This is a genomic window from Agrobacterium tumefaciens (genome assembly GCF_005221385.1).
Classification (GTDB): Bacteria; Pseudomonadota; Alphaproteobacteria; order Rhizobiales; family Rhizobiaceae; genus Agrobacterium; species Agrobacterium tomkonis.
In genome coordinates this window covers 2,062,920-2,086,232 of record NZ_CP039903.1, presented here as the reverse complement: position 1 = coordinate 2,086,232, position 23,313 = coordinate 2,062,920, and the positions used below count along the sequence as shown (strand labels likewise).

Below are 23,313 nucleotides of genomic sequence, written 5' to 3'. Positions count from 1 at the left end.
GGGAATGAACCTTAGGGGGCGCTGCTGCGTTGCTCTCCTGCCGAAACGGTCAGGAGTACCCCGTATAATGCTTCATCGCCTGTGTCTTCTGGTAGCCAGCCTTGCATTGATTTCCGCCTCGGAACCGCCCCCCCAGGTGCCTGTGCCACAGCCCAAGCCGGGTGAGGGGCAATCCTCCACCCCTTCGGAAAAACCATCGGACGGGAAGGCGCAAGACCCGGTGGAAGCGCCGAAACCGGTTCCGAAGCCGCAGGCTCCGGAAGAACAGAAACCGGATGGTGAAAAGACACCTGCTGATAAGAGTGCCGATGACGCGAAGGGGAAAAGCGAGGGCAAGGATGGCGGGGAACAACAGAAACCAGCTGACGAAGCGGCAAAACCGGAGAAACCACCGGAGCCGGTAAAGCCGGAAGACCCGGCAGCACTTGAGGCCTGCCTTGGTGCGCTGAAGGAAATCGGCGCGGAATTCAAAAAACTTGAGCCGATCCGTGACGAAGAACAGGGCTGCGGCGTTGAAGCGCCAATTGAGCTTTCCGTGGTTCTGCCTGATATAAAGCTTGAACCTTCAGGCACCATGCGCTGCGAAACCGCGCTTGCCCTTTCCCGCTGGACCAAGGAGATGGTGTTGCCGGCGGCGGCCCTTGCCCTGCCGGAGAAGAAGGTGACGGCGATCGCCAATGCCTCGACCTATATCTGCCGCAACCGCAACAGTGCGGAAAACGGCAAGATTTCCGAACATGCCAAGGGCAATGCGGTGGATATTTCCACGATTTCCTTCGACAAGGGCGAGCCGTTGGTGATGAAGACGCGCGGCGAGGACGGAACGCCAGAAGGCGCCTTCCAGCGCACGATTACGGCCGCCGCCTGCCTGTTCTTCCGCACCGTTCTTTCTCCCGGCAGCGATGCCACCCATCAGGATCACCTGCATCTCGACGTCCTGGAGCGAAAGGGCGACTACCTTTATTGCCGGTGACAAAAAAGGGGCGACCCGAAGGCCGCCCCGACTGGAGGTGATGGTTCTGGCCCGGTTTTAGAATTTCTGGGTCAGAGAGATTTTGAAGCTGCGTCCGGCTTCCGTATAGAAGTCGACCGGCTGGTTGACGCTGCTGACGGTGTTGGGATTGACGTCACGAACGCCGACCGCATTCCAGTATTGCCTGTCGAACAGGTTGTAGATGCCGGCCTGGATGCGCAGGCCCTTGGTCTGTTCCGGCTCCCACCAGCCGGTCAGGTTGAAGATGCCGTAACCGGGTGCGTCAAAGGTGGTTGCGACCTTGTCGTCACGCATGCCGGAGGAGAAAATGCCGGTGAATTCCGTGCCCCAGGTTTCCTGCGCGTAGCCGATGCCGAGCACGGACTTGAACGGTGCCACCGTGCGGATGAACTCGTTGGTGTCTGTGTCCTTGCCATAGGCATAAGCAAGCGAGGCATGGGCGAAGAAGCCGTTTGCGAGGTCCTTGCGGACCTTGGCTTCCACACCGGAGATTTCAACATTGTTGCGGTTGCGATAGGTGAAGAGCGATCCGTTGCCCCTGCCGCCAAAGCCGGGGAACAGGGTCGTCGAGGTCGTGTACTGCTCGATGAAGTTCTTGTACTTGTTGTGGAACAGCGTCAGGCTTCCCGTGAGGTCACCGGAGGCATAGTTCGCGCCGATTTCAAAACCGTTGCTGGTCTCGGGGTTGAGGGCGGAATTGCCGACCACTGCGTAACCGGAGCTGACGTTGGAGAAGTTCAGGTACAATTCATTGATCGTCGGCGCACGATAAGCCATGGACCATTGTGCGAAGAGCTGAAGTTCCGGCGTCACGTCATAGGTGGCAAGCAGTTTTGGCGAGAAGCGCGAGCCGCTGTTGCCGCTCGGCAGGCCGAAGGTATTGTAGCCGCTGTTGCTGGATACCGAACCATCCGGATCGTAATCATAGGAATCGAAGCGCAATCCGGGGGTAAGGCGGAAGCCGTTGCCAAATGCGATTTCGTCATCGAGATAGAGGCCGAGGCTCTTGCCGCTCACGTCAGGCATGTCTGATTGCGACGAAGAGGTTGAACCAGCCGTGTTGGCGAAAAGCTCCTGGCTGAAATCGGTCGTCATGGCGTTGCCGCCGAAACGGACCGTGTGCTGCACGCCGCCGAGTTCGAAACCGGATTCAAGGCCGCCAACGATGCCGAATGCGCTGTTGCGCATGCTGTCTTCGCGAATATAGAGCGAATTGTTGGTCAGTCGGTCTCCGGCGCCGGATTCCTTGGAAAGACGCGTCCAGTAAAGCGAAAGATTGGCGGCGTCGATGAAGCCGTCGGTCGAGGGCGCTTCGTATTCGTAATCGAGGGATACGCGATCACGCTCGGTATCCTCGTAGCCCCTATAGTCGCCAATGCGGTAGGTCGATCCCGAAACGCTGACGCCCTGCAGGGTCTTCATGTCGCTGCGGTTTCTCAGCGAATAGCGCTCGGCTGTCAGGCCGATGCGATGGCCGCCTTCAAGATCCTGACGGATCTTGAACATCAGGTTGCTTTCATAGGTGTCGGCGGGATTGGGCTTGGTGCGGCGCGTGCCGTAGATATCGGCTGTGCCCTTGTTGTCCGTCTCGTTGCCGCGCTTGTAGGAACCCTGGAACAGGACCGAAGTGTTCTCGATCTTCTTGGCGACGGCGAGGGATCCGCCGACGCTTTTGTCTTCGCTGTCATAGGTGGTCTTGGCGACACCGCCCCAATCCCTGCCTTCGCCGATCAGGTCTTCCGGCTCGAGCGTGCGTAGCACCAGCGCGCCGCCGAGAGCACCGGAGCCGATACGGCTGGAATCTGCGCCGCGCACCACGTCAACCGTCGAGAGCGAGGAAAAATCGAAGCTCGAACTCGTATCGCTGAGGGTGGTGGTTGCCTGTCCCTGGCGGGCGAAATTATTGAAGTAGGGGACGGGAATATTGTCAATCAGCGTTACGACACGCGCGCCGCCGAGGCCGCGAATGAACAAGCCGCCGGGCCGGCCGGGCTTGGAATCCACATAATCGACGCCCGGTTCCGTGCTGTTGCCGAGGTCCTTGATGCTGCCGATGTCCTTCTTGCGGATGTCTTCCGCCGTGGTCTGGCTCGCCAGTGGCGTGTCGGCGGCGGCATTGGCGCTTTTGACGCGCTTGCCCTTGACGACGATCCTTTCAAGCGTGGTAGCGCCGTCCGCCTGCGACGCGGCATCCTGTGCCCGTGCGGGGCCGGCAAGCGGCAGAAGAGACATGGCAGTGCACAGAAGCAGCGCGGAATGGGTGCGCGAGATGGACATTAAGTACCCCCGGTAGGCGCACGGATAGACACGGCGCGCGAAAACGCGCCGCACTTGTGCGCGGCTTAAAATGTTCTGAATTGTTACGGGCGAGCCGATAAGCGAGGACTAGAAAACATGATGATAACTGTCAACATATTATATATGACTTTTAGCATCATGTTTTAAAGCATAACGGTATGTTGCAGAAATGTTACGGGCCGCCGTGGCGTCTTCCAGGTGCTGAATGCGGCAAAAACGCCACGGTGCCGCCAAAGTCCCGACATTGCCGCTTGCTAGGATATTCGCAGCCAGTTTACATGGCGAAAGAAAGCATGCTCCAACAATAAACAGATTATTAATCGGATACGGAAATGAAGTCTCTTGAACTGCTCGTCGAGCGGATCATCCTCTCCAGCCGCTGGCTGCTCGTCGTTTTTTATCTCGGGCTTGTCGCGGCGCTGGCGGTTTATGCGTTTTCCTTCGCGCTCAAGTTCCTGAAGGTTGCAAAGAACGTCTTTATTTACGACGAGTCGGATATGATCCTCGCCATGCTTGGGTTGATCGATGCGGCGCTGGTCGCCAGCCTGATCGTCATGGTGATGATTTCCGGTTACGAGAATTTCGTCAGCCGCTTCGACAATGCGGATGACGAGGTTTCTTTTCTGGGCAAGCTCGACGCCGGCAGTCTGAAGATCAAGGTCGCGTCGTCGATCGTGGCGATTTCGTCGATCCATCTGCTGCAGATATTCCTCAACGCCAACCAGTATTCGGACAGCAAGCTGATGTGGTTCACCATCATCCATCTGGCTTTTGTCGTCTCGGCGGTTATGCTCGGTTTTCTGGAAAAACTGATGGCCAAGCCGAAGGACAAGTCCGAAAACCCCGCGCTTTAATCCAGGTGGTCCGCCCGTCATGAAGGTCGCAACCGTCTTCGCCTCTGCTGTCTGTTCCTCACATTGGGACATTTTGCGCCCATCGGGTGGTGGTGGCTGAATGTCGAAGACGGAGCGCCAGGCCAGACTTTGCCGTGACCTGTCCGCCGCCGCCGACAGGCAGCAATGGTTGATGGCGCTGCAAGAGGTAATGCACGCATTCGGCTATGCGCATGTGACGCTGATGAAATTACCCGGTGGCAGCAATGCCTATGCCTTGCCAACAGTTGTGGAAAGCACCCTGCCGGTCTGGGTTGTGAATGCGATGACCGCGAATGGCGCGCTTGGCGAGTGTCCGGTTATCAAGCGCGGCGCCTCATCGATGATGCCGCAATACTGGTCGCTGGAAGACGCGGATATTGCCTGCGGAACGCTGGCGGAAGCGGGGGCCTCGCTCGGCAGCATCGGCATCACCTCCGGTCTCATGGTGCCAGTGAGCGGCATGAGCGGAAACCGGCATCTGATGAATTTTGCGGGTGATCGTGATACCCTGTCACAGGCATCGCTGAATGAGCTGGGCATGATCGCGCTGCATGCTCTGGAGGTCTATGATCGTCTTTGCCGCATCGGCTCCAAAGGCCCGTCGCCCCTCACGAAACGGGAGCTTGACGTGGTGCGCTGGACCGCGCAGGGCAAGACCTCCGTGGAGATTGCCGAGCTTCTCTCCATCTCGGAGCACACCGTCAATACCTATATGAACAATGCCATGCGCAAGCTCGACTGCGTCAACCGTACGCAGCTGGTGGCAAAAACCATACGTCAGCGCCTGATAGATTGAGCCGGCCGCAAAGAGCCGGCTCCCTTGTCAGCGGTCGAGAACGGAACGGAGCTCGACGAGGTTGGAGCGCACCCGCAGCACGTAAAATCCCATCGTGGCGAGATGCGAGGGCATGATCCAGCCGCTTTCCTCACCGTTGGAAATGATCGCCGGCTGGATGCGAAGGGCCGCGCGGGTCTGCGCCAGCGTGTCGTTCCACAGGTTGGTCAGGTTGCGCTCGCGGATGACCTGCGCGAAGTCCGATCCGGCGGCGGAAAGCACGCCGTAATATCCGTAGAGCTGGCCATAAGCGAACCAGAAACGGTCATCGGCGCGGGTGTCGAACCAGCCGCCATTATAATTCTCCGAACGCTCGCGCAGAATTGCAGAGGTGGAGCCGATATCGCCGGCGATGCGGTCGATGAACTGGATCAGGTTGTCGGCGCGGGTATCGAAGACGGCCTTGCAGGCGGTCAGTTCGCCATTAAAGGCCTGGAAGCTGCGGATCGCGGCGCGGTAATAGCTGGGCGTCGGCGTCTTCGGGCCGAAGGGATCAAGGCCGAAATACCAGGAATATTCGCTAAACTGCATGTTACCGCGCGCTTCCTGGAGATTGTTGTTGATACCTGAGGTTCCGCGCACGCGGCCGAGCGTATCCACCAGTTCCACCGAGGTGCGTCGCACGGCCTGGTTCACGCCACGCTGGAATGACGCCTTGTTGTCCAGAAACGGCGTGCTGTCCCAGTCCATGCCGAAAAGGCCGAGACGGTAAAGCAGCATGGAGGAAATCCATGCGTTCTGGTTGACGTTGAAATCGGTGAGATCGGCGGCGGCATCGACGATGGCGGATCGCTGGCACACCGGTGCGGACGTGTTGGCGGCAGCGCCGGTGGCGCCGGCGGCCGCAGCCGGGGTGGCGGTCGGCAATTCCTGTCCGGGCGGCACGGTGCGTTCGGCTAGCTTGTAGCGGGAAATGTAATCCGGGTCGAAATTGCTCCAGACCTGCGTCTGCCAGACGAAATATCCATAAAAGCCGGCAAGCAGGATGAGAACCAGAGCGATCGGCCCCTTGATGATCCAGTTGCGATCGCGATACCAGCCATGGGCGGCCATGAAGGGCCACAAAAGCCAGGCGACGACCATGCCGGCGGCCTTGCCGATGGCGCTGAAGGCTGCCTGAATCAATGCGGTGATCCGGTCGATCATGTCGTCATAGTCTCCTCTGCCCGTGGGGCTGGACGCCGGAAGAAAATCCGCGGCTCAACCGGGCGCCCTTCGGCGCTTCGGAAAAACCACGGTCATTTACTGTCTTCCAGATATGTCCCGGTCAACCGGGATACAACATGATTGCGAAACTTTTCTCAACCTGCGGTCCGCGTCGGCTGTTCCGGCATGCTCAGACTGCTTCACCGGATACTACCGTCGCGGAGCCGCGGGGATATGCTGTTACAGGCCGAGCTTGGCAATCTCGGCGTTCAGCCGGTCGCGGGCTTTTTTAGGCAGCTTGCCATTCTTGACGGCATCCAGATTGGCCGGCGGCGCATCGCCGACGACGACCAGCGCTATCATTCCCATGCCGAGATGCGGCGTGCATTTGATGACATAAGCGCCTTCCTTGTCGACAGTGACCTTCACCGTCTCGTTCATCTTGCCCTTGAAGTCGGCGACACCTTCGGGGATCATTTCCTTGACGGCTGCCGCATCATGGCCCTTGTCGACCGGGACGAAGGTGATGACGTCACCGACGGCGGCCTTGACGGTTGCCGGTTCGAAGACCATCGCCTGACCGTCGCTGCCCTTGTTGAGCATCTTTACTTCGATTTCAGCCGACAGGGCGGGAAAGGCGAAAAGGCCTGCGATGATGGCGAGGCTGGCGAATTTGGCAGTTTTGTTCTGCATAATTTTGCTCCTGAGAGAAAGCACATCCACGCGAATGTGTCTCGGTGGTCTTAGCGCAGGAGCAGGGCAGCCATCTTTGCGAAAAATCAAATGCGGCAACCGGACGCAGATTTAGAGCGCTTTCACTTTTCTTCGGATGGCGAAAAACTCTAACTCTTTGTTTAGTCGCGTTTCAGGACGGAAATGGGGGCACTTTTCCTGGAAATGCTCTAGCCGCCCTTCACCGTTTCCACCCAGTGGCGGCGGCAGAAGGACACATATTTTTCGTTGCCGCCGACATCGATCTGCGCGCCTTCCTTGACGACATTGCCCGCATTGTCGAAACGGGCAACCATCGTCGCCTTGCGGCCGCAATGGCAGATTGTGCGGATTTCGCGAAGCTCGTCGGCAATGGCGAGCAGTTCCTTCGAGGCCGGAAAAAGCTTGCCCTGAAAATCGGTGCGCAGCCCATAGGTCATGACCGGGATGTTCAGCCGGTCGGCAATGGCGGCCAGCTGCCAGACATGGTGTTCCGAAAGGAAGTTGGCTTCGTCGATGAATACGCAGGCGACCGGCGCTTCGGCATTGAGGGCCGATACTTCGGCGAAGATATCCGTGCTTTCGTCGAAGGTCCGGGCGTCGGAAGAAAGGCCGATGCGCGATGCCACCCGGCCGGCACCCGCCCGATCGTCAAAGGCGGCCGTGAAGATCAGCGTGCGCATGCCGCGTTCCTGATAATTATAGGACGCCTGCAGCAGCATGGTCGATTTGCCGGCATTCATTGCCGCATAATTGAAATAGAGTTTTGCCATTATCCACTCCCGAAGCGCCTTTGCGTCCTTCGGACGCGCCGTAACAATGCTCCAACCTCTTGAATCGGCGCATCGCGCCTGCGCAAAACCGATTCTCATTCCTGAACGATGTTGCAATCTGCGTCTTTTGACGGCGAACAAGCGGGTTGAAAAGTGCGGCGATGGAAAAAACACAGATTTCCACGGCCTGCCATTCTCGCCTTTACGCCGTTAAAGACCGACATTTTCACGGTTTTGTCGCAAACGGTGGGCCAAAGCACGCAAATGCACGCGAGTTGATTGTGGCCGGCAGATATTGATAATGGCAAGGGAACGAAAAAACAGGGAGCAAGCGATGTTTGCAAATAAAAGTCGCTGTCTGGCCTTGGCCGCAGCAATCTCCTCCATGACGTTCAGCGTGGCCGGTGCCGCCGAGCCGGCAAGTTGCGGTACGGTGCGTTTTTCAGATGTTGGCTGGACCGACATCACGGCCACAACGGCGACCGCCACCGTACTTCTGAAAAGCCTGGGTTATGAAACCGACGTCAAGCTTCTCTCCGTACCCGTTACCTATACATCCTTGAAAAACAAGGACATCGACGTCTTCCTCGGCAACTGGATGCCGACCATGGAAGGCGATATCGCGCCTTACCGCGAGGACAAATCTGTTGAGACGGTGCGTGAAAACCTGACGGGCGCGAAATACACGCTGGCGACCAACGCCAAGGGCGCGGAACTCGGCATCAAAGACTTCAAGGATATCGCCGCCCATAGCGCCGATCTTGGCGGCAAGATTTACGGCATCGAGCCGGGCAATGACGGCAATCGCCTGATACTCGACATGGTGGCCAAGGACAGTTTCGGCCTGAAATCATTCGAGGTGGTGGAGTCTTCCGAACAGGGCATGCTGTCGCAGGTTGCCCGTGCGGAAAAATCCGGCGAGCCGATCGTCTTCCTCGGCTGGGAGCCGCATCCGATGAATGCGAATTTCAAGCTGACCTATCTGACCGGCGGCGACGAGGTCTTCGGCCCCAATCTCGGCGGCGCGACGATCCATACCAATGTCCGCAAGGGTTATGTCGAGGAATGCCCGAATGTCGGCACTCTTTTGAAGAACCTGCAATTTTCCCTGCCCATGGAAAACGAGATCATGGGCAAGATCCTGAATGACGGCCTTGAGGGCGAAGCGGCAGCGACCGCCTGGCTGAAGGCCAATCCGGCAGCGATCGAGCCATGGCTCGCCAACGTCAAGACCAAGGACGGTAGTGCCGACGCCTTGCCCGCCGCCAAGAAGGCACTGGGCCTTTAACGCAAGACTATGCATGACTGCGTCCGGCCTGTGCGACAGGCCGGATTGCAGCGGGAAATAACGATGCCCATGCATGACCTCAGCCGGCGAATTTTATCGCATCGCAGGTCACGCGCCAGCACCGCGTCCGGCAGTCTCGCTGCCGGCCGTCGTTTCTGCATTTGTTCACGAAAGGTCTTTTCTTACCGTGGAATGGCTCAGCGCTCCTGAAAACCGCCTGCCTGTCGGCCGATATGCCAAGGAGGCCATCGACTGGCTGACCGGCAATCTCGCTTTTTTCTTCGATTGGCTTTCTTTCATCTTCCAAAGCGTCATCAACGCCCTGCTTTATGTTTTGCAGGCGCCGCATCCGCTGATCATCGTCGCGATATTGACGGCGCTTTCGGCCTGGACACGCCGCTCGGTCGGTATGCCGCTCTTCACGGCGCTCGGCCTGCTGCTCATCATCAATCTCGGTTACTGGAAGGCCACGACGGAAACGTTGGCGCTGGTGATTGCCGCGAGCGCTGTGTGCATGATCATCGGCATACCGCTCGGCATATTGGCGGCACGGCGTAAATGGATCTATGCCGGCATGCGCCCGGTGCTGGACCTGATGCAGACCATCCCGACCTTTGTTTATCTCATTCCGGCGCTGGTGCTATTCGGCCTTGGCATGGTTCCGGGGCTCATCGCCACCGTCATCTTCGCCATTCCGGCCCCCGTGCGGCTTACCCGCCTCGGCATCGTCTCGACGCCGCCGGCGCTGGTGGAGGCGGCGGTCGCCTTCGGTGCGACGCCGTCTCAGGTTCTGCGCAAGGTGGAGCTTCCCTTCGCTGCGCCGCAAATCATGGCGGGCTTGACCCAGACGATCATGCTGTCGCTGTCGATGGTGGTCATCTCCGCTCTCGTCGGCGCCAACGGGCTCGGCGTACCGGTGGTGCGCGCGCTCAACACCGTCAATATCTCCATGGGCTTCGAGGCGGGACTATGCATCGTCATATTGGCGATCGTTCTCGACCGGCTTTTCCGACTTCCCGGTGCGGAGGATGACCTATGAGTGATGCCATCATCTTCGGAAATGTCGACATCGTTTTCGGTGACCGGCCCGATGCCGCCCTGCCGATGATCGACAAAGGCAGTACCCGTGACGAGATCAATAGCGAGACCGGGCTGGTGCTCGGTGTTGCCAATGCGTCGCTGTCGGTGAGTGAAGGCGAAATCCTCGTGCTCATGGGGCTTTCCGGATCCGGAAAATCGACGCTGCTTCGCGCCGTCAATGGTCTGGCGCCGGTGGTGCGCGGCAATGTCGGTGTGAAGACCAAGTCCGGTTATGTCGATCCCTATCGCTGCCCGGCGAAGACGCTGCGCGACCTGCGCACGCATACGGTTTCGATGGTGTTCCAGCAATTCGGCCTTCTGCCCTGGCGCAATGTGGCCGACAATGTCGGTTTCGGGCTTGAGCTTTCCGGCGTGCCGGAAGCAGAGCGCAAACGCATGGTGGCCGAGCAGCTGGAGCTGGTGAACCTGTCCGCCTGGGCCGACCGCAAGGTGGGGGAGCTTTCCGGCGGCATGCAGCAGCGCGTGGGGCTGGCCCGGGCCTTTGCCACCGGAGCGCCGATTCTCTTGATGGACGAGCCGTTTTCGGCGCTCGATCCGCTCATCAGAAGCCGTTTGCAGGACGAGCTCCTGGAATTCCAGAGCCGGCTGAAGAAGACCATTCTCTTCGTCAGCCACGATCTGGACGAAGCATTCCGCATCGGCAATCGCATCGCCATGATGGAAGGCGGGCGCATCATCCAGTGCGGTACGCCACAGCAGATCGTCAAGCAGCCGGCCACGCAATATGTCGCTGACTTCGTGCAGAACATGAACCCGATCTCGATGCTCACCGCCGCCGACGTGATGAAACCGGGTGTCGACGAGCGAAACGGGCGGCTGACCGTGGCCGCCACCGCGCTTGCGTCATCGCCGCTGATCGACATTCTCGATGCGCTTGCGAAGCATTCGGGCGCGATCGGTGTCGTCGACAATGGCGCCATCATAGGCACGATTTCCGCAGATGAGATCGTGACCGGGCTGACCCGTCACCGAAAAAAATAATATTTTTTTCTGCGAGAACAGCATAAAGGGCCTTCCGTGATGGATGGCCCTTTATGCTTTTAAACGGACGTTGCAGCGCAAGTTATACCTTCCCATGGTAGCAAAGAATATTTTTGGTATCACAAGTTATGCATGAAAATAATTACTAATAAAAATCATATTGCAAATTTCGAGAAAATTGCGCAAAGTTAATCTAGATTCTGTAGGCCGTTGCTAAATTTAAGGTGGTATAAGATTGCAGCCTCAAAACCGGTCACTGGTCGTCAGGATTTATACGCTCAAATTCTGATCGTTTGCTGCTTATAAATACTACCGCTAATACATAAGGTTATTGATAAATTGATAAAAATCAGGCAAAAAGATTATAATTTAGTCGCGATGTCTTAAGTAAATAAATGATCAAGAATAGTCTTTGAAAGGGACACGATATAAGCAAGATTTAGGTATATACAACGTATCCGCCGAATTATAAAAACTTCTTTTGGAACACCTATTATAGCCACCATGACGGTCTTTCCGACTGTCATCAGGAGACTTGAGCGTATGGATAACCAATCTCTGTCGGAACATAGCATCGCCGCTGCAGACTTGCTCTCAGCGATGGCGAATCCCAAGCGCCTGATGATCTTATGCACGCTGGTGGATACGGAAGTGCCGGTCGGTGTTCTCGCTTCGCAGGTTGGTCTCAGCCAGTCCGCTCTTTCGCAGCATCTTTCCAAATTGCGTGCGCAACGGCTGGTCAAGACACGACGGGATGCGCAGACCATCTATTATTCCAGCAATTCCGAATCCGTCAAAAAAATCCTCGCATCCCTCGAGGAAATTTATTGCCAGGTGCAGAAGAGCAGCAGCAAGACTGCCGCTTGATCCCACGGCCATTTCAGGCCTTTACGGCAACATATCCGTTGAAACCGGCGCACGACGCCGGTTTTTCGTTTTCGGGTCCTGCGTTTGCATCAGAGGGTCCATAGGGCAAAGAGATGCGCCTCTCACACCGGCGGGTTTCAGGAGGATGGCGCCGCCTGCATCTGTCGTTTGAGGCGGCTCGACGCAGCCGCATATCCGCCATCTGCGCCGTCCACGAAATGCATGTGATCTCGCGAAAGAGGCGAGGGAACGATACAGGTCATCAAGGCAGCCCCCTGCTCGTGCAGGCCGAAATAACAGGTTCCGGACAAGCGGGCCTGTTCCAGCCGGGCATGGATTTTTTCGAGCCGCGCGGCGTCTATGTCCACCGTCATCTTCAGCCCGTCATCGAATTTTCTGAAATCGGTATTGCTGGCCACCGAGCGCCGGTAACGCATGGCATTGAACCGTCCAAGCGATAGTCCCGTCCGGCCGAGGAGATTGACGAGCAGGCTTTCGCCGAGGATGCGCAGCGAACGGCGCTTCTGCCCCCAGCCATCGTGATAGGCCGCGCCGGCCTTTGCTTCCAGATCGAGGCCTTCTCCAACAAAACCGAGTTTCGGTCCGTCCTCCGGCACGGGGTGGCCATGTCTTGCATCCTGTGCGGCCAGGTCAACGAGATCGACGACCAGTTGCCGGAAGGCGGGCATATCCTGCGACGGTCCCGGCACGGCGATGATCGACACCACCTTGCCATGGGTGGCCGGAATGGGGTTCCAGCGACATGAGAGGCCAGTGAGATCCGGCCGCTCACCCGCTGCGGCGGCTGGCAGGGTATATTGCCCGTCTTTCATCCGCGCTTCCGCCCAGCTGTTGCCGCCGCCCGAAAACATGGCGTAGGAAACATCTTCGCTTGCCTGAAAGCGTGCGACCCTGACATCGAAGCCGTTTGTGCGGATGTCTTCGATCGGGACCAGGGCGACCCGCATCGAAAGGTCGAGATCGTCCTTCACCCAGCGCTGCACGTTCGAAAGAGCGATGCCTGCAAGCGGCAGTCCATTTGCGGGCACGGCGACGGCAGCGCCATCACCGCCGAAGACGAAGGGCAGGTCGTGGCGGCCAAGACTGTTCGAGACGCCTGATATGACCGCCGCGCCGGCCATGTTGACGGACTTGTATCTGCCGGCGCCGATTGCGGCCGTCGAATCGACGATATCGGCGATGGCCAATCCCCATCCCGGCGGCAGGGCGCGGTAAAGCGCCGGGTCTGCCACGTCTTCAAAATGCCGGAAGACGGGGAGGCCCGTCAGAAATGCGTCATCTGCTGCGATCATGCCGGCATTATCCTCTTCTGGCAGGCAAACGCCAAGGGTTTACGAAGGGTCGATTATCGGTTCTGATGGCGCAATCATGACGGGCGGGGCGATTGATTTACAGGTAATAGACCTTATCCAACAAAGGTGACTTGCATAAATCATCAAACCTTCCGTATGAGTTGAGATTGAAGGCTCGGAATTCAAACATGGAACGAGTTTTCGCCGGGAGGCGTCCGATAGGTTTCATTCGGTCAACGCCCATGGCGCTCACCGGGTCCGCGACCCCTTTTAAGGAGACACCAGGATGAAACTGAAGACATTGACCAGCGTGACGCTTGCAGCGTCCTTCGCATTCGCACCCCTTGCCCATGCCGAAATCGTCATCGGGCTGATTGCGCCGCTGACCGGCCCTGTCGCCGCCTATGGCGACCAGGTCAAGAACGGCGCCCAGACGGCAGTCAATGAAATCAACAAAAAGGGCGGTATCCTCGGCGAACAGATCGTGCTGAAGCTGGCCGACGATGGCGGTGAGCCGAAGCAGGGCGTTTCCGCGGCCAACCAGCTCGTTGCCGAAGGCATTCATTTCGTCGTTGGTCCGGTGACGTCGGGCGTCGCCATTCCGGCATCGGATGTCTTTGCCGAAAACGGCGTGCTGATGATCACTCCCACGGCAACTGCGCCGGGCCTGACGAACCGTGGCCTTTCCAACGTCTTCCGCACCTGCGGTCGTGACGACCAGCAGGCCGAGGTTGCGGCGAAATACGTTCTCGCCAACCTCAAGGACAAGAAGATCGCCATCATTCACGACAAGGGCGCTTACGGCAAAGGTCTCGCGGATGCCTTCAAGGCAACGCTGAATGCCGGCGGCGTGACCGAAGTTCTCTATGATGCGCTGACACCAGGCGAAAAGGATCTCGGCGCACTGACGGCCCGCCTGAAGTCCGACAATGCCGATATCGTCTATTTCGGCGGTTACCATCCGGAAGCTGGTCTTCTGGTGCGCCAGCTGAAGGACATCGGCTCCAAGGCCGCCGTCATCGGCGGTGACGGCCTGTCGAACAGCGAGTTCTGGAACATCGGTTCGCAGGCTGGCGAAGGCACGATCTTCACCAACGCCTCCGACGCGCTGAAGAACGATGACAGCAAGGCCGCAGCCGAAGCGCTGAAGGCCGCCAACATTCCGGCGGAAGCCTTCACTCTCAATGCCTATGCTGCCGTTGAAGTGTTGAAGGCCGGCATCGAGAAGGCTGGAAGCGCCAAGGATGCCGAAGCGGTTGTCAAGGCTCTGAAGAGCGGCGATGCTTTCGCCACGGCCATCGGCAAGGTCACCTATGGCGAGAATGGCGACCTGACGTCGCAGACCTTCTCGCTCTTCAAGTGGCAGGACGGCAAGATCGTCGCCGCCGAATAAGCCTACGATACCGGCCGCACCCGTTGCGGCCGGTCTTCTTTTATGGCCTGAAAAGGGGCAGTGACAATGGGCGACGCCGGGAAGCACAGCCTTTCAGAAATCGGTTTCGAGCGAACATTCCCAATCGTCAGGATTTTCGACGAGGCCAAGGCGCGGGAGTTTTATGTCGATTTTCTCGGTTTCGAGATCGACTGGGAACATCGCTTCGGCGACAATTTCCCGCTTTATATGCAGGTATCGCGCGCCGGAATGGGGCTGCACCTCAGCGGCCACCACGGCGATGCGACGCCGGGCTCCAACATCTTTGTCACCATGCGCGGCGTTCACGCTTTTCAACAGGAACTGGCGGCACATGATTATCGCTTCATGAAGCCGGGCGTCGAAGAACTGCCCTGGGGCGATGTGATGGAAGTCACCGATCCCTTCGGCAACCGCATCCGTTTCTGCGAACAGAAAAGCGAGGATTGAGGTCGTTGATGCGACCTAGAGCCTCTTGACCTTGCCGGCGGTTTGAACGATAGAAAACCCAATAGCGAACCGCGCGCACGGAGACCCCGTGCGCGCGGTTCGTGCGTTTTGGCAGTCGGTCATGCAATTCGTTCGCATCCGCACGGGGGCAAAAATGAACAGTGAAGGCAATGCACTGGTAAGGAAGCTCGCATTCTGGGGCATTCCACTTTCTTTCGGCGTGCTGGGCCTCAAGCTTCTGGCCTGGTGGGTCACGGGGTCCGTCGCACTTCTGTCTGATGGTCTGGAATCGACCGTCAACGTGGTCGCGGCCTTCATCGCCTATTTCGTCATCCGGTATGCGCAGAAACCTGCCGATGACGACCACCAGTTCGGCCATCACAAGGCGGAATATATTTCCGCCGTCGTGGAAGGTGTGCTGATCGTTGTTGCCGCGCTGTTGATCGTGCAGGAAGCGTGGGGCAGCCTCTTCAATCCGAGGCTGCCGGAAGCGCCGGTTCTCGGTCTTGCCATCAACGCATTTGCAGCGGTCATCAATGCTGTCTGGGCGACGACCCTGATCCGTGTCGGCAGGAAATACGCCTCGCCGGCGCTTGCCGCGGATGGCCATCACATCATGTCCGATGTCGTGACGTCAGCGGGCGTTCTCGTCGGCCTCATTCTGGCGCTTCTGACGGGTTACGCCATTCTCGATCCGCTGCTCGCCATACTGGTTGCCATCAACATCCTGTTTCAGGGATCGAAGGTCATCCTGCATTCGCTTGGCGGGCTGATGGACCGGGCGGTGGAGCCGGAAGAAGACGAGGCGATCAAGAAAGCTATCGCCGAACATTCCGGTGGCGTGATGGGCGTGCATGACCTTAGAACCCGGCGCGCCGGTTCGGCGGCTTTCATCGATTTCCACGTGGTCGTTCCCGCCACGATGACGGTGCGGGAGGCGCATGATATTTGCGACCGCCTTGAAGATGCCATAAGGGAGGTCATACCGGGCGCCAGCCTTGCCATTCACGTCGAGCCGGAAGGCGAAAAGGCGCATGGCGTCAAAGTCATTGTATGAATGAACAGGAGTATTCCATGTCCGTGACGGATGTTTCCAGCCTGTCGCAGCTGGGCACGAAGGTCGATACGCCCGAGAGCCCGGAAAAGGCCATTCTCGAAAAAGTGCCGAACGGCAATGCCGGTACCGATTACGTCGTGCGCTTCACCGCGCCCGAATTCACCTCGCTTTGCCCGATGACCGGCCAGCCGGACTTCGCCCATATCGTCATCGATTATATTCCGGGTGATTTCCTGGTGGAATCGAAGTCGCTGAAGCTTTTCCTGCAATCCTTCCGCAACCACGGCGCATTCCATGAGGATTGCTCGGTCTATATCGCCAAGCGTCTGGTGGAGCTGCTGCAGCCGAAATGGCTGCGCATCGGCGCTTACTGGTATCCGCGTGGCGGCATTCCCATCGACGTCTTCTGGCAGACCGGAGCGGCGCCCGAAGGCGTGTGGCTGCCGGATCAGGGCGTCGCGCCTTATCGCGGTCGGGGCTGATCCGGCTGTTTAGACGCATCAAGATTCAGGCGAACGAACCGTCGTCGCCTGAATCTGAATCCATATCGTCGGCGCTGTCATCATAATCAGCCTGCTGTGTATTGTCGTCATCGTCGTCGTTATTCTGCTGGCTGGCGCTGTCGCCGTAATAATTGTTGACGACGGTTTCCTCGACGGGGGCGTTACCCGCCGCATTGCCGCCGCCGAAGGGTGAACCGAGCCCGAGCGACGACATGTGGCTGCCGAAAATGCCGCTCAACGAATTGGCAAGCAGCATGCCGCCTGCGACGCCGGCGGCCGTGCCGAGCGCGCCCTGCAGAAATCCACCACCTGAACGCCCAACGGCAGTAGGTTGCTGGCTCCAGGGGCCGCTGGGTTGCTGTTGACCCGCCTGAGATCCCCACGGACCGGCCGTCTGACCGGCGGTATCGTTGCGCCATGAGGTTGGCGCCACAGCAGGGGCTGGCGTTGGTGCGGGTGGCTGAGGCTGGCCGGTGCCGAAAATGGAACTCAGGAACCCGCCCTGTGCGGCCGCCTGCGGGGCGCCATTGCTGCTTTCCAGCGCATGGATGCGTTCTTCGAGCTGCCTGATATGGGCTGCTGCCGCTTCCAGCCCTTTTTCCTGAACGATCACCGCCTGGGCGAGATAATAGGGGGCTGCGGGCTGATCACGCACGGCGTCTGCGATCAATGTTTCCGCCTCGCGGTCACGCGGGGTGGCGGATGCGGTTTTGGTCCTGTCGAACAGGCCCTTGAGAAGCTGGCTTTCTTCCGGTGACATATGCTGCCTCCTTACCGTGAAGCGTAAATCCACGATAAGGAGGTAGGCCTCAATTTTGGCTTTTCAAAGCGGCCCGAATTTTAAATTTCGGTAATGATCGTCAGCCGCCGAGGGCAAGCGACAGGCCGGCGATTGCCGTCAGCGCGCCGATGGTGCGGCTTGCCACCGAGCCGAAACGGGCAATGCCAAGGCCAAGCGCGATGCCGGCCAGATGCAGCAGCGCGGTGGCGATCATGAAGCCAAGGCCGAATTGCCAGGCGCCTGCACTGCCCAGTTCACCACCATGGGCGTAGCCATGGAAAAGCGCGAAAGCGCCGACAACCGCTGCTGCTGCCGCCGCGGGAAGTTTTGCCGCTGCGGCAACCAGCAGGCCGAGACCAATGACGGAGGCGAGAATGGCGGATTCGACGAAGGGAAGACCGATACCGTAAACCGCCATCAGAAACCCGACGGCCATGGTGCCAACAAAAGCGGAGGGCACGATCCACAGGGCTTTGCGGTCACTGTCCGCCGTGGCGATCTGCGAGGCCCATATGCCGACGGCCACCATCGCCAGAATATGGTCCGCCCCAAAGAAGGGGTGGGAAACGCCAGCCATGAAGGAGCCGTGTTCTTCCGGGTTCAAATGGGCAAAGGCGGGCAGGGCGGTAACGCCGAGCGCGGCAGCGGCAAGGCTTAGTCTTTTCAGCATGTTTCCCTCTTTTGATTGTTGCCGCCGGTCAGGATCCTGGGCTTCCGGGCCGGGCGGCGCTGCAATAAGGGGGCGACGATATCGTGAACGCAAATAAGCTGTCCATGCGTCATCTGCCGGGGGTGCTGTTTATTGTTCAGGCGCGAACCTTGTCTTTTTCGCTCATTGCCTTACGTAACAAGTCGCACTATGTCCGAAGGGCATGCAAGAATTACGCTGGAGAGAGCCGTTGATGAACGAAGACGAAGACGACAAGAGCAAGGAACTGCCGATCGGCAAGGAAACGGAAGCGAATCTTTTCAAGTCGCGTTCGATCTTCATCTATGGTGGCATCACGCAGGAACTGGCGCAGAAGGTCTGCACGCAGCTGGTCGCGCTTGCCGCCGCCAGTGACGACGACATTCGCGTTTACGTCAATTCACCGGGCGGCCACGTGGAATCGGGTGATTCCATCCATGACATGATCAAGTTCATCAAGCCGAAGGTCTATATCATCGGCACGGGCTGGGTCGCTTCCGCCGGCGCGCTGATCTATGTTTCGGTGCCGAAGGAACGGCGCCTTTGCCTGCCCAACACCCGCTTCCTGCTGCACCAACCCTCCGGCGGTACGCGTGGCATGGCATCCGACATCGAAATCCAGGCCCGCGAAATCATCAAGATGAACCAGCGCCTGATCAAGATCTTCTCCAAGGCCACCGGCCAGAGCGAAGAAAAGATCGCCAAGGATATCGATCGCGATTATTGGCTCGGCGCGGACGAGGCCAAGGATTACGGCCTCGTCGGCAAGATCGTCGAGAGCCAGTCGGAACTCTGAGTTTCTGATTATCTGTTGAAAAAGCCCGTGCCGGTGGAAACCGGCGCGGGCTTTTTCATTCAGGCTAGAGCATTTCCAGCCAAAGCGGGATCGCTTTTACGTCAGGACAATGCGTAAAACAAAGAGACGGAGTGTTTTCGCGTTTCGGAGAAAAGCGAAAATGCTCTGGTGTCATTTCATGGTGTCGCAGGCCTTCATCATGTCGGCCTTCTTCATCTTGTCCATTTCCATGCCAGCCTTGTGCATGCAGTCCTTCTTGCTGGCCATGGACATGCCGTCCTTTTTCATCGGTTCCATTTTCATTGTCTCAGGCTTCATGGCGTCTTTCTTCATCGTATCGGTTTTCATGCTGTCGGCATGGACGATGCCTGCGAAAGACAGGGCGGACAGCATGGAAGCGACGGCAACGGCTGCAGAAATGCGGGTCATGAAAGGTCTCCTCTGGACGTCATCTTGTGTCCACCGGCGTTGTGCCGGGGGTTCACGACTGTCCATTCGGTCGGAAACGGCCTATCGTTACAGCTTCACGGTCTTGTGACGGCATATTCGGGCGAGATTTTTTTAAAGCCATTATGTAACAATATCCTTCGGACTGCGAATAACCCGATAGTGACGATGACAGGCAGCCTTTCGGAAGAAACATTAAAGATGCTGATGCTGCGTTCCCTTGACGGGGACGATAGCGCCTATAGGCATTTGCTCCACGCCTTGCGCCGGTTGCTTATTGCCTATTACGGGCGGCGCATGGCCTCCACTTCCAGAGGCGATGTGGAAGATCTTGTGCAGGAAACCCTTTTGTCGCTTCACGCCAAACGGGAGACCTATGATCGTGCGCGACCGTTCACGGCCTGGTTCTTTTCGATCGCGCGCTACAAGCTCATCGACCACTATCGCGGCAGGGGCGGGCGCATGCGGGCGGAAGTCGAGCTCGATGAAACGCTGGAGGCCGAGCCAACCATCGATGCGGTGACGGCACGCATGGATGTGGAGCGGCTGCTCGACGACTTGCCGGAACGGCAACGCGACCTCATTCGCAATGTGAAGCTTGAGGGGCAGTCGATTGCCGAAGCGGCAAAAAAATCCGGCCAGACCGAGCTTGCGGCAAGGGTCGGCATCCACAGGACGCTGAAAGTCCTGGCGGCAAAATTGCGGGGAGATTCGTGAGAAAGACGGACGACATCATTGATCAACTGGCGGGTGACCTCAGGCCCGTATCCGCTTTTGCGATGGAGCGCAGGCTCGCGCTTGCGGTCTTGCCCGCACTCGGCATTTCGCTGGTGCTGATGCTCGTCATTCTCGGGCTGCGCGTCGATATGGATGATGCTTTCACCGAACTGGGTTTCTGGATCAAGTCAGCCTACAATGCCGTGCTGGCCGTGGCTGCATTTGCCGCCATCAGGCGCCTTTCCAGCCCCGAAGGGGACAGTGGTCTTTTCTTTGTTTGGCTTGCGCTGATTTTCGTCGCGATGGTGGCGATAGCGCTTGTCCAACTCGGTTTTGCCGTGCCGGGCAGTTATCACGCCCTTATTCTGGGATCGTCGGCGCTGCATTGCCCGTTTCTGATCGCGGCTTTTTCACTTCCCGTGTTTTCGGCGAATTTCGCTGTTCTCAAGCGCTCCGCCCCGGCTAACCCCACGCTTGCCGGTTTTGTCGGTGGCCTTGCAGCGGGTGCGGCGGGAGCCTGGGTCTATTCCTGGTTCTGCACTGAAAACGGCATGGCATTCGTGTTGATCTGGTATTCGCTGGGCATTCTCATGATGGGCCTGATCGGTGCCTTTGCGGGTTCCCGTTTTCTGCGCTGGTGAAAGGCACTTTTCTTGCCGGCTCCGAACGTGGTCCGGAGCCGGTATCTCATGCCGTCACTGACTTCACTGACCCAGATTAGCGGGAATTGCGAAGGCTGCGAATTGGGTGAACTGCTTGCCCGGATTGAAATTATCGTCCGAGGCGATGAAGAAAAGCTGCTTGCCATCCACCACCGGTCCGAAGGCGAAGCTTTCGATGTTGTCGATGTCGAGCCCGAAATCGCCTTCGTTGATCTCGAACCATGGGGTTTTCGATACGGCGCGCACATTCGCCGCCTCGATCTTGTCCTTGCCGAGGATGTTTTCCGCGCCGGACAGGTCGGCAATGAAAAAGCGGATATGGTTGCCGACGCCGGAAGCGAAATTGCGCTCTACAGTGACGAATCGACCATCCGGCATGGCGGCGATGGCGGAGAGACCATTGTCGTTGTATTTCGGCTCGGCGGCTGTCGGGGTCTTGGAGATCGCCTCGGTGACATAGACATGTTCGGCGACCGGCTTCAGTGTCGCCGTGTCGATGACGAGGATACGGGCCGGGCTGCCGGCCTGCGGGGTCGCCTTCTGGCCGTCCTGGGTCAGCGCGTTTTCCGTGGCGGCGATCAGCCGGTCGGATGACAGGGTCAGGCCTTCAAAGCCGAGATTGTTCTGCACGCCCCTGGTCTTTGCATCATTGACGAGATAGGCGTCAGGCAGTTCCAGCCGTTTCACATTACCGCCATCGAGGTCCGAGACATAGATCGCCGGCTGGTTTTTCAGGTCGCGTTCCGAGGACCAGTAGAGCTTGCCGGCCTTGCGGTCGAGCGCGATGCCTTCGGCGTCGATGCCCTTCAGCGCGAAGGCTGCGCCGGTCTCGTCCTTCAATTCGCGCGTGGCCGCGATGTTCAGCGTGACGACACCTTCCGTGACGGCCAGTTCCAGTTCGTAATAACGGGCAGGGCCTTTTTCGACACGGTCATCGGAAATAGCCAGATAGCGGCCGGTTTCGCTATCAAAACTCAGATCGGAAATGCCGCCGAAAGCGACGCCATTGATCGAGAGGCCGGAAGGCACGATGATCTGGCCGAGAAAGGCGGGCGGCGGCGGGGTCTGGGCGGCGGCCGGAAGGGCCACAAGGCAGAAAGCGGCGATGGTGGCGATGCGAAACATGGCAAGGTCCCTCTTGTGGCGGATGGTCCTGTTGGGATGGATGCCGCGAGGATTAGCGCCCTGCCGCTAAACTTTGATGACGTTTTCCGTATCTCCGTACCTGAAGTCCGGCGGTTCATCTTGCCAGGCCTTGTCTTTTTTGATCCTGACTATAGTCATGCTTCATCCAAAGCGTGTCGCGCCGTCTGGATTCGCGCCCTACGCTTCAAATTTTGTTCCTGCCTGTCGCCCCGCAGTCCGCTGCGGTTCTTGCGACTGGCAGCAGGCCCGCAGAGTGCTTCATGCTGAAAGATTTTTCCGTCCAGAGCCTGTTCATGGGATGCCTTACCGCCTTTGTCGGGTTTGCCAGCTCCTTTGCCGTCGTGCTGCAGGGACTGAAAGCCGTCGGCGCGACGGATTTCGAGGCTGCCTCCGGGCTGATGGCGCTTTCGGTGGCGATGGGGCTTTGCGCCATCGTTCTTTCCGTCACCACCCGGCTGCCGATCAGCATTGCCTGGTCGACGCCGGGTGCGGCCCTTCTGGCAACCACCGGGGTGATCGAGGGCGGATTTCCGGCGGCTGTCGGCGGGTTCATCATCTGCGCCGTCCTGATCATCATCGCCGGCCTGTTCAAGCCGCTCGGGCGCGCGGTTGCCTCCATTCCCGCGCCGCTTGCCAATGCCATGCTGTCAGGTGTCATCATCGGCCTGTGCTTTGCGCCGGTGAAGGCGATCGGCTTTAATCCGGCGCTCGGCCTGCCGATCATTCTCGCCTGGATCGTGGTTGGGGCTTTCCGGCGGCTTTTCGCCGTGCCTGCGGCGCTTGCTGCCTTCGTGCTTGTCATGATTTTCGGGGTCGATATTCCGGCGGGCGCGCTCGATAGCGTGGCGCAATCGCTGACGCCGCCGATGGAATGGGTAACGCCCGTCTTCAGCCTGCACGCCGTCGTCTCCATCGCGCTGCCGCTGTTCATCGTCACCATGGCCTCGCAGAACATTCCCGGCATCGCGGTGCTGAAGGTCAATCATTACGATCCGCAACCCGGACCGCTCTTCGCGGCGACCGGCTTTTTTTCGCTGCTGTCCGCCCCCTTCGGCGGCCATGCCGTCAATCTTGCGGCGATCACGGCGGCGATGTGCGCGGGCGAGGACGCCCATGCCGATCCCAAACGTCGCTATTGGGCTGCGATCATCGGCGGCGTCGGTTATATCATCTTCGGCCTGTTGGCTGGCGTGGTCACGGCATTCGTGGCGCTGGCGCCGCCTATCCTCATTCAGGCGGTGGCAGGGCTGGCGCTGGTCGGCGCCTTTTCTGGCTCTGCCGTCGCGGCTTTCAAGGAGCCGGAGACGCGAGAGGCGGCGGCGATCACCTTTCTCATCACGGCCTCGGGCCTCTCCTTCGGCGGTGTTTCCGGGGCTTTCTGGGGGCTGATCGGCGGCGGGTTGATGATGGCGTTGCAGCGGCTGGTGAAGCGTGGTTAAGTAGTGGAAATGGTATAGTTTTTATATTATATTC

Annotated in this window: 24 protein-coding genes; 15 read left to right on the top strand and 9 right to left on the bottom strand. The window is 58.6% G+C overall.

Features of this window, described 5'->3' with window-relative positions:
* Positions 1-67: 67 nt before the first annotated feature.
* Positions 68-973: an extensin family protein gene (locus tag CFBP6623_RS10470; RefSeq protein ID WP_080841933.1), complete on the top strand. Its 906-nt coding sequence runs from the start codon at positions 68-70 to the stop codon at positions 971-973.
* Between the two features lie 57 nt (positions 974-1,030).
* On the opposite strand, the gene CFBP6623_RS10465 is transcribed toward CFBP6623_RS10470, so the two are convergent.
* A complete protein-coding gene (locus CFBP6623_RS10465; protein WP_046797905.1) occupies positions 1,031-3,271 on the bottom strand; it encodes a TonB-dependent hemoglobin/transferrin/lactoferrin family receptor in 2,241 nt (746 codons plus the stop codon).
* Positions 3,272-3,624: 353 nt separating this feature from the next.
* Here CFBP6623_RS10465 and CFBP6623_RS10460 point away from each other — a divergent pair, with 353 nt between their 5' ends.
* Together CFBP6623_RS10460 and CFBP6623_RS10455 are read left to right on the top strand one after the other, a co-directional pair.
* Positions 3,625-4,146 carry a TIGR00645 family protein gene (locus CFBP6623_RS10460; RefSeq protein WP_046797906.1) on the top strand — a complete coding sequence of 174 codons (522 nt, stop codon included), beginning with the start codon at positions 3,625-3,627 and terminating at the stop codon, positions 4,144-4,146.
* A 100-nt stretch (positions 4,147-4,246) separates the two neighbouring features.
* Positions 4,247-4,963, top strand: coding sequence for a helix-turn-helix transcriptional regulator (locus tag CFBP6623_RS10455; protein ID WP_046797907.1), 717 nt, complete (start codon positions 4,247-4,249; stop codon positions 4,961-4,963).
* Positions 4,964-4,990: 27 nt separating this feature from the next.
* On the opposite strand, the gene CFBP6623_RS10450 is transcribed toward CFBP6623_RS10455, so the two are convergent.
* The 3 genes from CFBP6623_RS10450 to CFBP6623_RS10440 form a co-directional block, all read right to left on the bottom strand.
* A complete protein-coding gene (locus CFBP6623_RS10450; protein WP_046797908.1) occupies positions 4,991-6,148 on the bottom strand; it encodes a DUF2333 family protein in 1,158 nt (385 codons plus the stop codon).
* 240 nt (positions 6,149-6,388) lie between these two features.
* Positions 6,389-6,841, bottom strand: a complete 453-nt coding sequence (locus CFBP6623_RS10445) for a pseudoazurin (protein ID WP_046797909.1) — start codon at positions 6,839-6,841, stop codon at positions 6,389-6,391.
* A gap of 209 nt (positions 6,842-7,050) precedes the next feature.
* The gene (locus CFBP6623_RS10440) at positions 7,051-7,632 is read right to left on the bottom strand and encodes a thymidine kinase (RefSeq protein ID WP_052818356.1); all 582 of its coding nucleotides are present in this window, start codon (positions 7,630-7,632) and stop codon (positions 7,051-7,053) included.
* A gap of 385 nt (positions 7,633-8,017) precedes the next feature.
* Here CFBP6623_RS10440 and CFBP6623_RS10435 point away from each other — a divergent pair, with 385 nt between their 5' ends.
* The 4 genes from CFBP6623_RS10435 (at position 8,018) to CFBP6623_RS10420 (ending at position 11,869) form a co-directional block, all read left to right on the top strand.
* Positions 8,018-8,920 (top strand): choline ABC transporter substrate-binding protein, encoded by a 903-nt coding sequence (locus CFBP6623_RS10435; RefSeq protein ID WP_404801052.1) that lies wholly within the window; start codon positions 8,018-8,020, stop codon positions 8,918-8,920.
* Positions 8,921-9,107: 187 nt separating this feature from the next.
* Complete coding sequence (gene choW / locus CFBP6623_RS10430; protein WP_046798408.1) at positions 9,108-9,959, top strand: choline ABC transporter permease subunit; 852 nt, start codon at positions 9,108-9,110, stop codon at positions 9,957-9,959.
* Entirely contained in the window at positions 9,956-11,002 is a 1,047-nt protein-coding gene (choV, locus tag CFBP6623_RS10425) for a choline ABC transporter ATP-binding protein (protein WP_046797912.1), read from the top strand. The genes choW and choV overlap by 4 nt, the downstream gene beginning before the upstream one ends.
* A 543-nt stretch (positions 11,003-11,545) precedes the next feature.
* On the top strand, positions 11,546-11,869 hold the full coding sequence (locus CFBP6623_RS10420; RefSeq protein ID WP_046797913.1) for an ArsR/SmtB family transcription factor: 324 nt from the start codon (positions 11,546-11,548) through the stop codon (positions 11,867-11,869).
* Between the two features lie 137 nt (positions 11,870-12,006).
* Here CFBP6623_RS10420 and CFBP6623_RS10415 read toward each other — a convergent pair whose 3' ends face one another.
* Positions 12,007-13,182, bottom strand: a complete 1,176-nt coding sequence (locus CFBP6623_RS10415; protein ID WP_046797914.1) for a DUF3095 domain-containing protein — start codon at positions 13,180-13,182, stop codon at positions 12,007-12,009.
* Between the two features lie 286 nt (positions 13,183-13,468).
* Between CFBP6623_RS10415 and CFBP6623_RS10410 the strand changes: the two genes are divergently transcribed.
* The 4 genes from CFBP6623_RS10410 (at position 13,469) to queF (ending at position 16,582) form a co-directional block, all read left to right on the top strand.
* Positions 13,469-14,575 carry a branched-chain amino acid ABC transporter substrate-binding protein gene (locus tag CFBP6623_RS10410; RefSeq protein WP_046797915.1) on the top strand — a complete coding sequence of 369 codons (1,107 nt, stop codon included), beginning with the start codon at positions 13,469-13,471 and terminating at the stop codon, positions 14,573-14,575.
* Between the two features lie 66 nt (positions 14,576-14,641).
* Positions 14,642-15,043, top strand: a complete 402-nt coding sequence (locus CFBP6623_RS10405) for a glyoxalase superfamily protein (RefSeq protein ID WP_046797916.1) — start codon at positions 14,642-14,644, stop codon at positions 15,041-15,043.
* A 154-nt stretch (positions 15,044-15,197) separates the two neighbouring features.
* On the top strand, positions 15,198-16,100 hold the full coding sequence (locus CFBP6623_RS10400; RefSeq protein ID WP_046798409.1) for a cation diffusion facilitator family transporter: 903 nt from the start codon (positions 15,198-15,200) through the stop codon (positions 16,098-16,100).
* 17 nt (positions 16,101-16,117) lie between these two features.
* On the top strand, positions 16,118-16,582 hold the full coding sequence (gene queF / locus CFBP6623_RS10395) for a preQ(1) synthase (protein WP_046798410.1): 465 nt from the start codon (positions 16,118-16,120) through the stop codon (positions 16,580-16,582).
* A 25-nt stretch (positions 16,583-16,607) separates the two neighbouring features.
* Here the strand turns inward: queF and CFBP6623_RS10390 are convergent, their stop codons facing one another.
* Both CFBP6623_RS10390 and CFBP6623_RS10385 read right to left on the bottom strand, forming a co-directional pair.
* Entirely contained in the window at positions 16,608-17,363 is a 756-nt protein-coding gene (locus tag CFBP6623_RS10390; protein WP_046797917.1) for a DUF2076 domain-containing protein, read from the bottom strand.
* A gap of 100 nt (positions 17,364-17,463) precedes the next feature.
* Entirely contained in the window at positions 17,464-18,054 is a 591-nt protein-coding gene (locus CFBP6623_RS10385) for a HupE/UreJ family protein (RefSeq protein WP_046797918.1), read from the bottom strand.
* A 232-nt stretch (positions 18,055-18,286) separates the two neighbouring features.
* On the opposite strand from CFBP6623_RS10385, the gene CFBP6623_RS10380 reads away from it, so the two are divergent.
* Complete coding sequence (locus tag CFBP6623_RS10380) at positions 18,287-18,868, top strand: ATP-dependent Clp protease proteolytic subunit (protein ID WP_046797919.1); 582 nt, start codon at positions 18,287-18,289, stop codon at positions 18,866-18,868.
* Between the two features lie 171 nt (positions 18,869-19,039).
* Here CFBP6623_RS10380 and CFBP6623_RS10375 read toward each other — a convergent pair whose 3' ends face one another.
* Positions 19,040-19,297, bottom strand: a complete 258-nt coding sequence (locus CFBP6623_RS10375) for a pentapeptide MXKDX repeat protein (RefSeq protein ID WP_046797920.1) — start codon at positions 19,295-19,297, stop codon at positions 19,040-19,042.
* Positions 19,298-19,516: 219 nt separating this feature from the next.
* Between CFBP6623_RS10375 and CFBP6623_RS10370 the strand changes: the two genes are divergently transcribed.
* Positions 19,517-20,032 carry a sigma-70 family RNA polymerase sigma factor gene (locus tag CFBP6623_RS10370; protein WP_046797921.1) on the top strand — a complete coding sequence of 172 codons (516 nt, stop codon included), beginning with the start codon at positions 19,517-19,519 and terminating at the stop codon, positions 20,030-20,032.
* Positions 20,029-20,673 (top strand): NrsF family protein, encoded by a 645-nt coding sequence (locus CFBP6623_RS10365; RefSeq protein ID WP_046797922.1) that lies wholly within the window; start codon positions 20,029-20,031, stop codon positions 20,671-20,673. Before CFBP6623_RS10370 ends, CFBP6623_RS10365 begins: the two co-directional genes overlap by 4 nt.
* Positions 20,674-20,736: 63 nt before the next feature.
* Here CFBP6623_RS10365 and CFBP6623_RS10360 read toward each other — a convergent pair whose 3' ends face one another.
* Positions 20,737-21,819, bottom strand: coding sequence for an esterase-like activity of phytase family protein (locus CFBP6623_RS10360; RefSeq protein ID WP_046797923.1), 1,083 nt, complete (start codon positions 21,817-21,819; stop codon positions 20,737-20,739).
* A 281-nt stretch (positions 21,820-22,100) separates the two neighbouring features.
* On the opposite strand from CFBP6623_RS10360, the gene CFBP6623_RS10355 reads away from it, so the two are divergent.
* Positions 22,101-23,279: a benzoate/H(+) symporter BenE family transporter gene (locus CFBP6623_RS10355; RefSeq protein WP_046797924.1), complete on the top strand. Its 1,179-nt coding sequence runs from the start codon at positions 22,101-22,103 to the stop codon at positions 23,277-23,279.
* The last annotated feature ends 34 nt before the right edge of the window (positions 23,280-23,313 follow it).

Coding starts and splice junctions, on each gene's coding strand:
- CFBP6623_RS10470 (WP_080841933.1), top strand. CDS start 68: ATGCTTCATCGCCTGTGTCTTCTGGTAGCCAGCCTTGCATTGATTTCC.
- CFBP6623_RS10465 (WP_046797905.1), bottom strand. CDS start 3,271: ATGTCCATCTCGCGCACCCATTCCGCGCTGCTTCTGTGCACTGCCATG.
- CFBP6623_RS10460 (WP_046797906.1), top strand. CDS start 3,625: ATGAAGTCTCTTGAACTGCTCGTCGAGCGGATCATCCTCTCCAGCCGC.
- CFBP6623_RS10455 (WP_046797907.1), top strand. CDS start 4,247: ATGTCGAAGACGGAGCGCCAGGCCAGACTTTGCCGTGACCTGTCCGCC.
- CFBP6623_RS10450 (WP_046797908.1), bottom strand. CDS start 6,148: ATGATCGACCGGATCACCGCATTGATTCAGGCAGCCTTCAGCGCCATC.
- CFBP6623_RS10445 (WP_046797909.1), bottom strand. CDS start 6,841: ATGCAGAACAAAACTGCCAAATTCGCCAGCCTCGCCATCATCGCAGGC.
- CFBP6623_RS10440 (WP_052818356.1), bottom strand. CDS start 7,632: ATGGCAAAACTCTATTTCAATTATGCGGCAATGAATGCCGGCAAATCG.
- CFBP6623_RS10435 (WP_404801052.1), top strand. CDS start 8,018: ATGACGTTCAGCGTGGCCGGTGCCGCCGAGCCGGCAAGTTGCGGTACG.
- choV (WP_046797912.1), top strand. CDS start 9,956: ATGAGTGATGCCATCATCTTCGGAAATGTCGACATCGTTTTCGGTGAC.
- CFBP6623_RS10420 (WP_046797913.1), top strand. CDS start 11,546: ATGGATAACCAATCTCTGTCGGAACATAGCATCGCCGCTGCAGACTTG.
- CFBP6623_RS10415 (WP_046797914.1), bottom strand. CDS start 13,182: ATGATCGCAGCAGATGACGCATTTCTGACGGGCCTCCCCGTCTTCCGG.
- CFBP6623_RS10410 (WP_046797915.1), top strand. CDS start 13,469: ATGAAACTGAAGACATTGACCAGCGTGACGCTTGCAGCGTCCTTCGCA.
- CFBP6623_RS10405 (WP_046797916.1), top strand. CDS start 14,642: ATGGGCGACGCCGGGAAGCACAGCCTTTCAGAAATCGGTTTCGAGCGA.
- CFBP6623_RS10400 (WP_046798409.1), top strand. CDS start 15,198: ATGAACAGTGAAGGCAATGCACTGGTAAGGAAGCTCGCATTCTGGGGC.
- queF (WP_046798410.1), top strand. CDS start 16,118: ATGTCCGTGACGGATGTTTCCAGCCTGTCGCAGCTGGGCACGAAGGTC.
- CFBP6623_RS10390 (WP_046797917.1), bottom strand. CDS start 17,363: ATGTCACCGGAAGAAAGCCAGCTTCTCAAGGGCCTGTTCGACAGGACC.
- CFBP6623_RS10385 (WP_046797918.1), bottom strand. CDS start 18,054: ATGCTGAAAAGACTAAGCCTTGCCGCTGCCGCGCTCGGCGTTACCGCC.
- CFBP6623_RS10380 (WP_046797919.1), top strand. CDS start 18,287: ATGAACGAAGACGAAGACGACAAGAGCAAGGAACTGCCGATCGGCAAG.
- CFBP6623_RS10375 (WP_046797920.1), bottom strand. CDS start 19,297: ATGACCCGCATTTCTGCAGCCGTTGCCGTCGCTTCCATGCTGTCCGCC.
- CFBP6623_RS10370 (WP_046797921.1), top strand. CDS start 19,517: ATGCTGATGCTGCGTTCCCTTGACGGGGACGATAGCGCCTATAGGCAT.
- CFBP6623_RS10360 (WP_046797923.1), bottom strand. CDS start 21,819: ATGTTTCGCATCGCCACCATCGCCGCTTTCTGCCTTGTGGCCCTTCCG.
- CFBP6623_RS10355 (WP_046797924.1), top strand. CDS start 22,101: ATGCTGAAAGATTTTTCCGTCCAGAGCCTGTTCATGGGATGCCTTACC.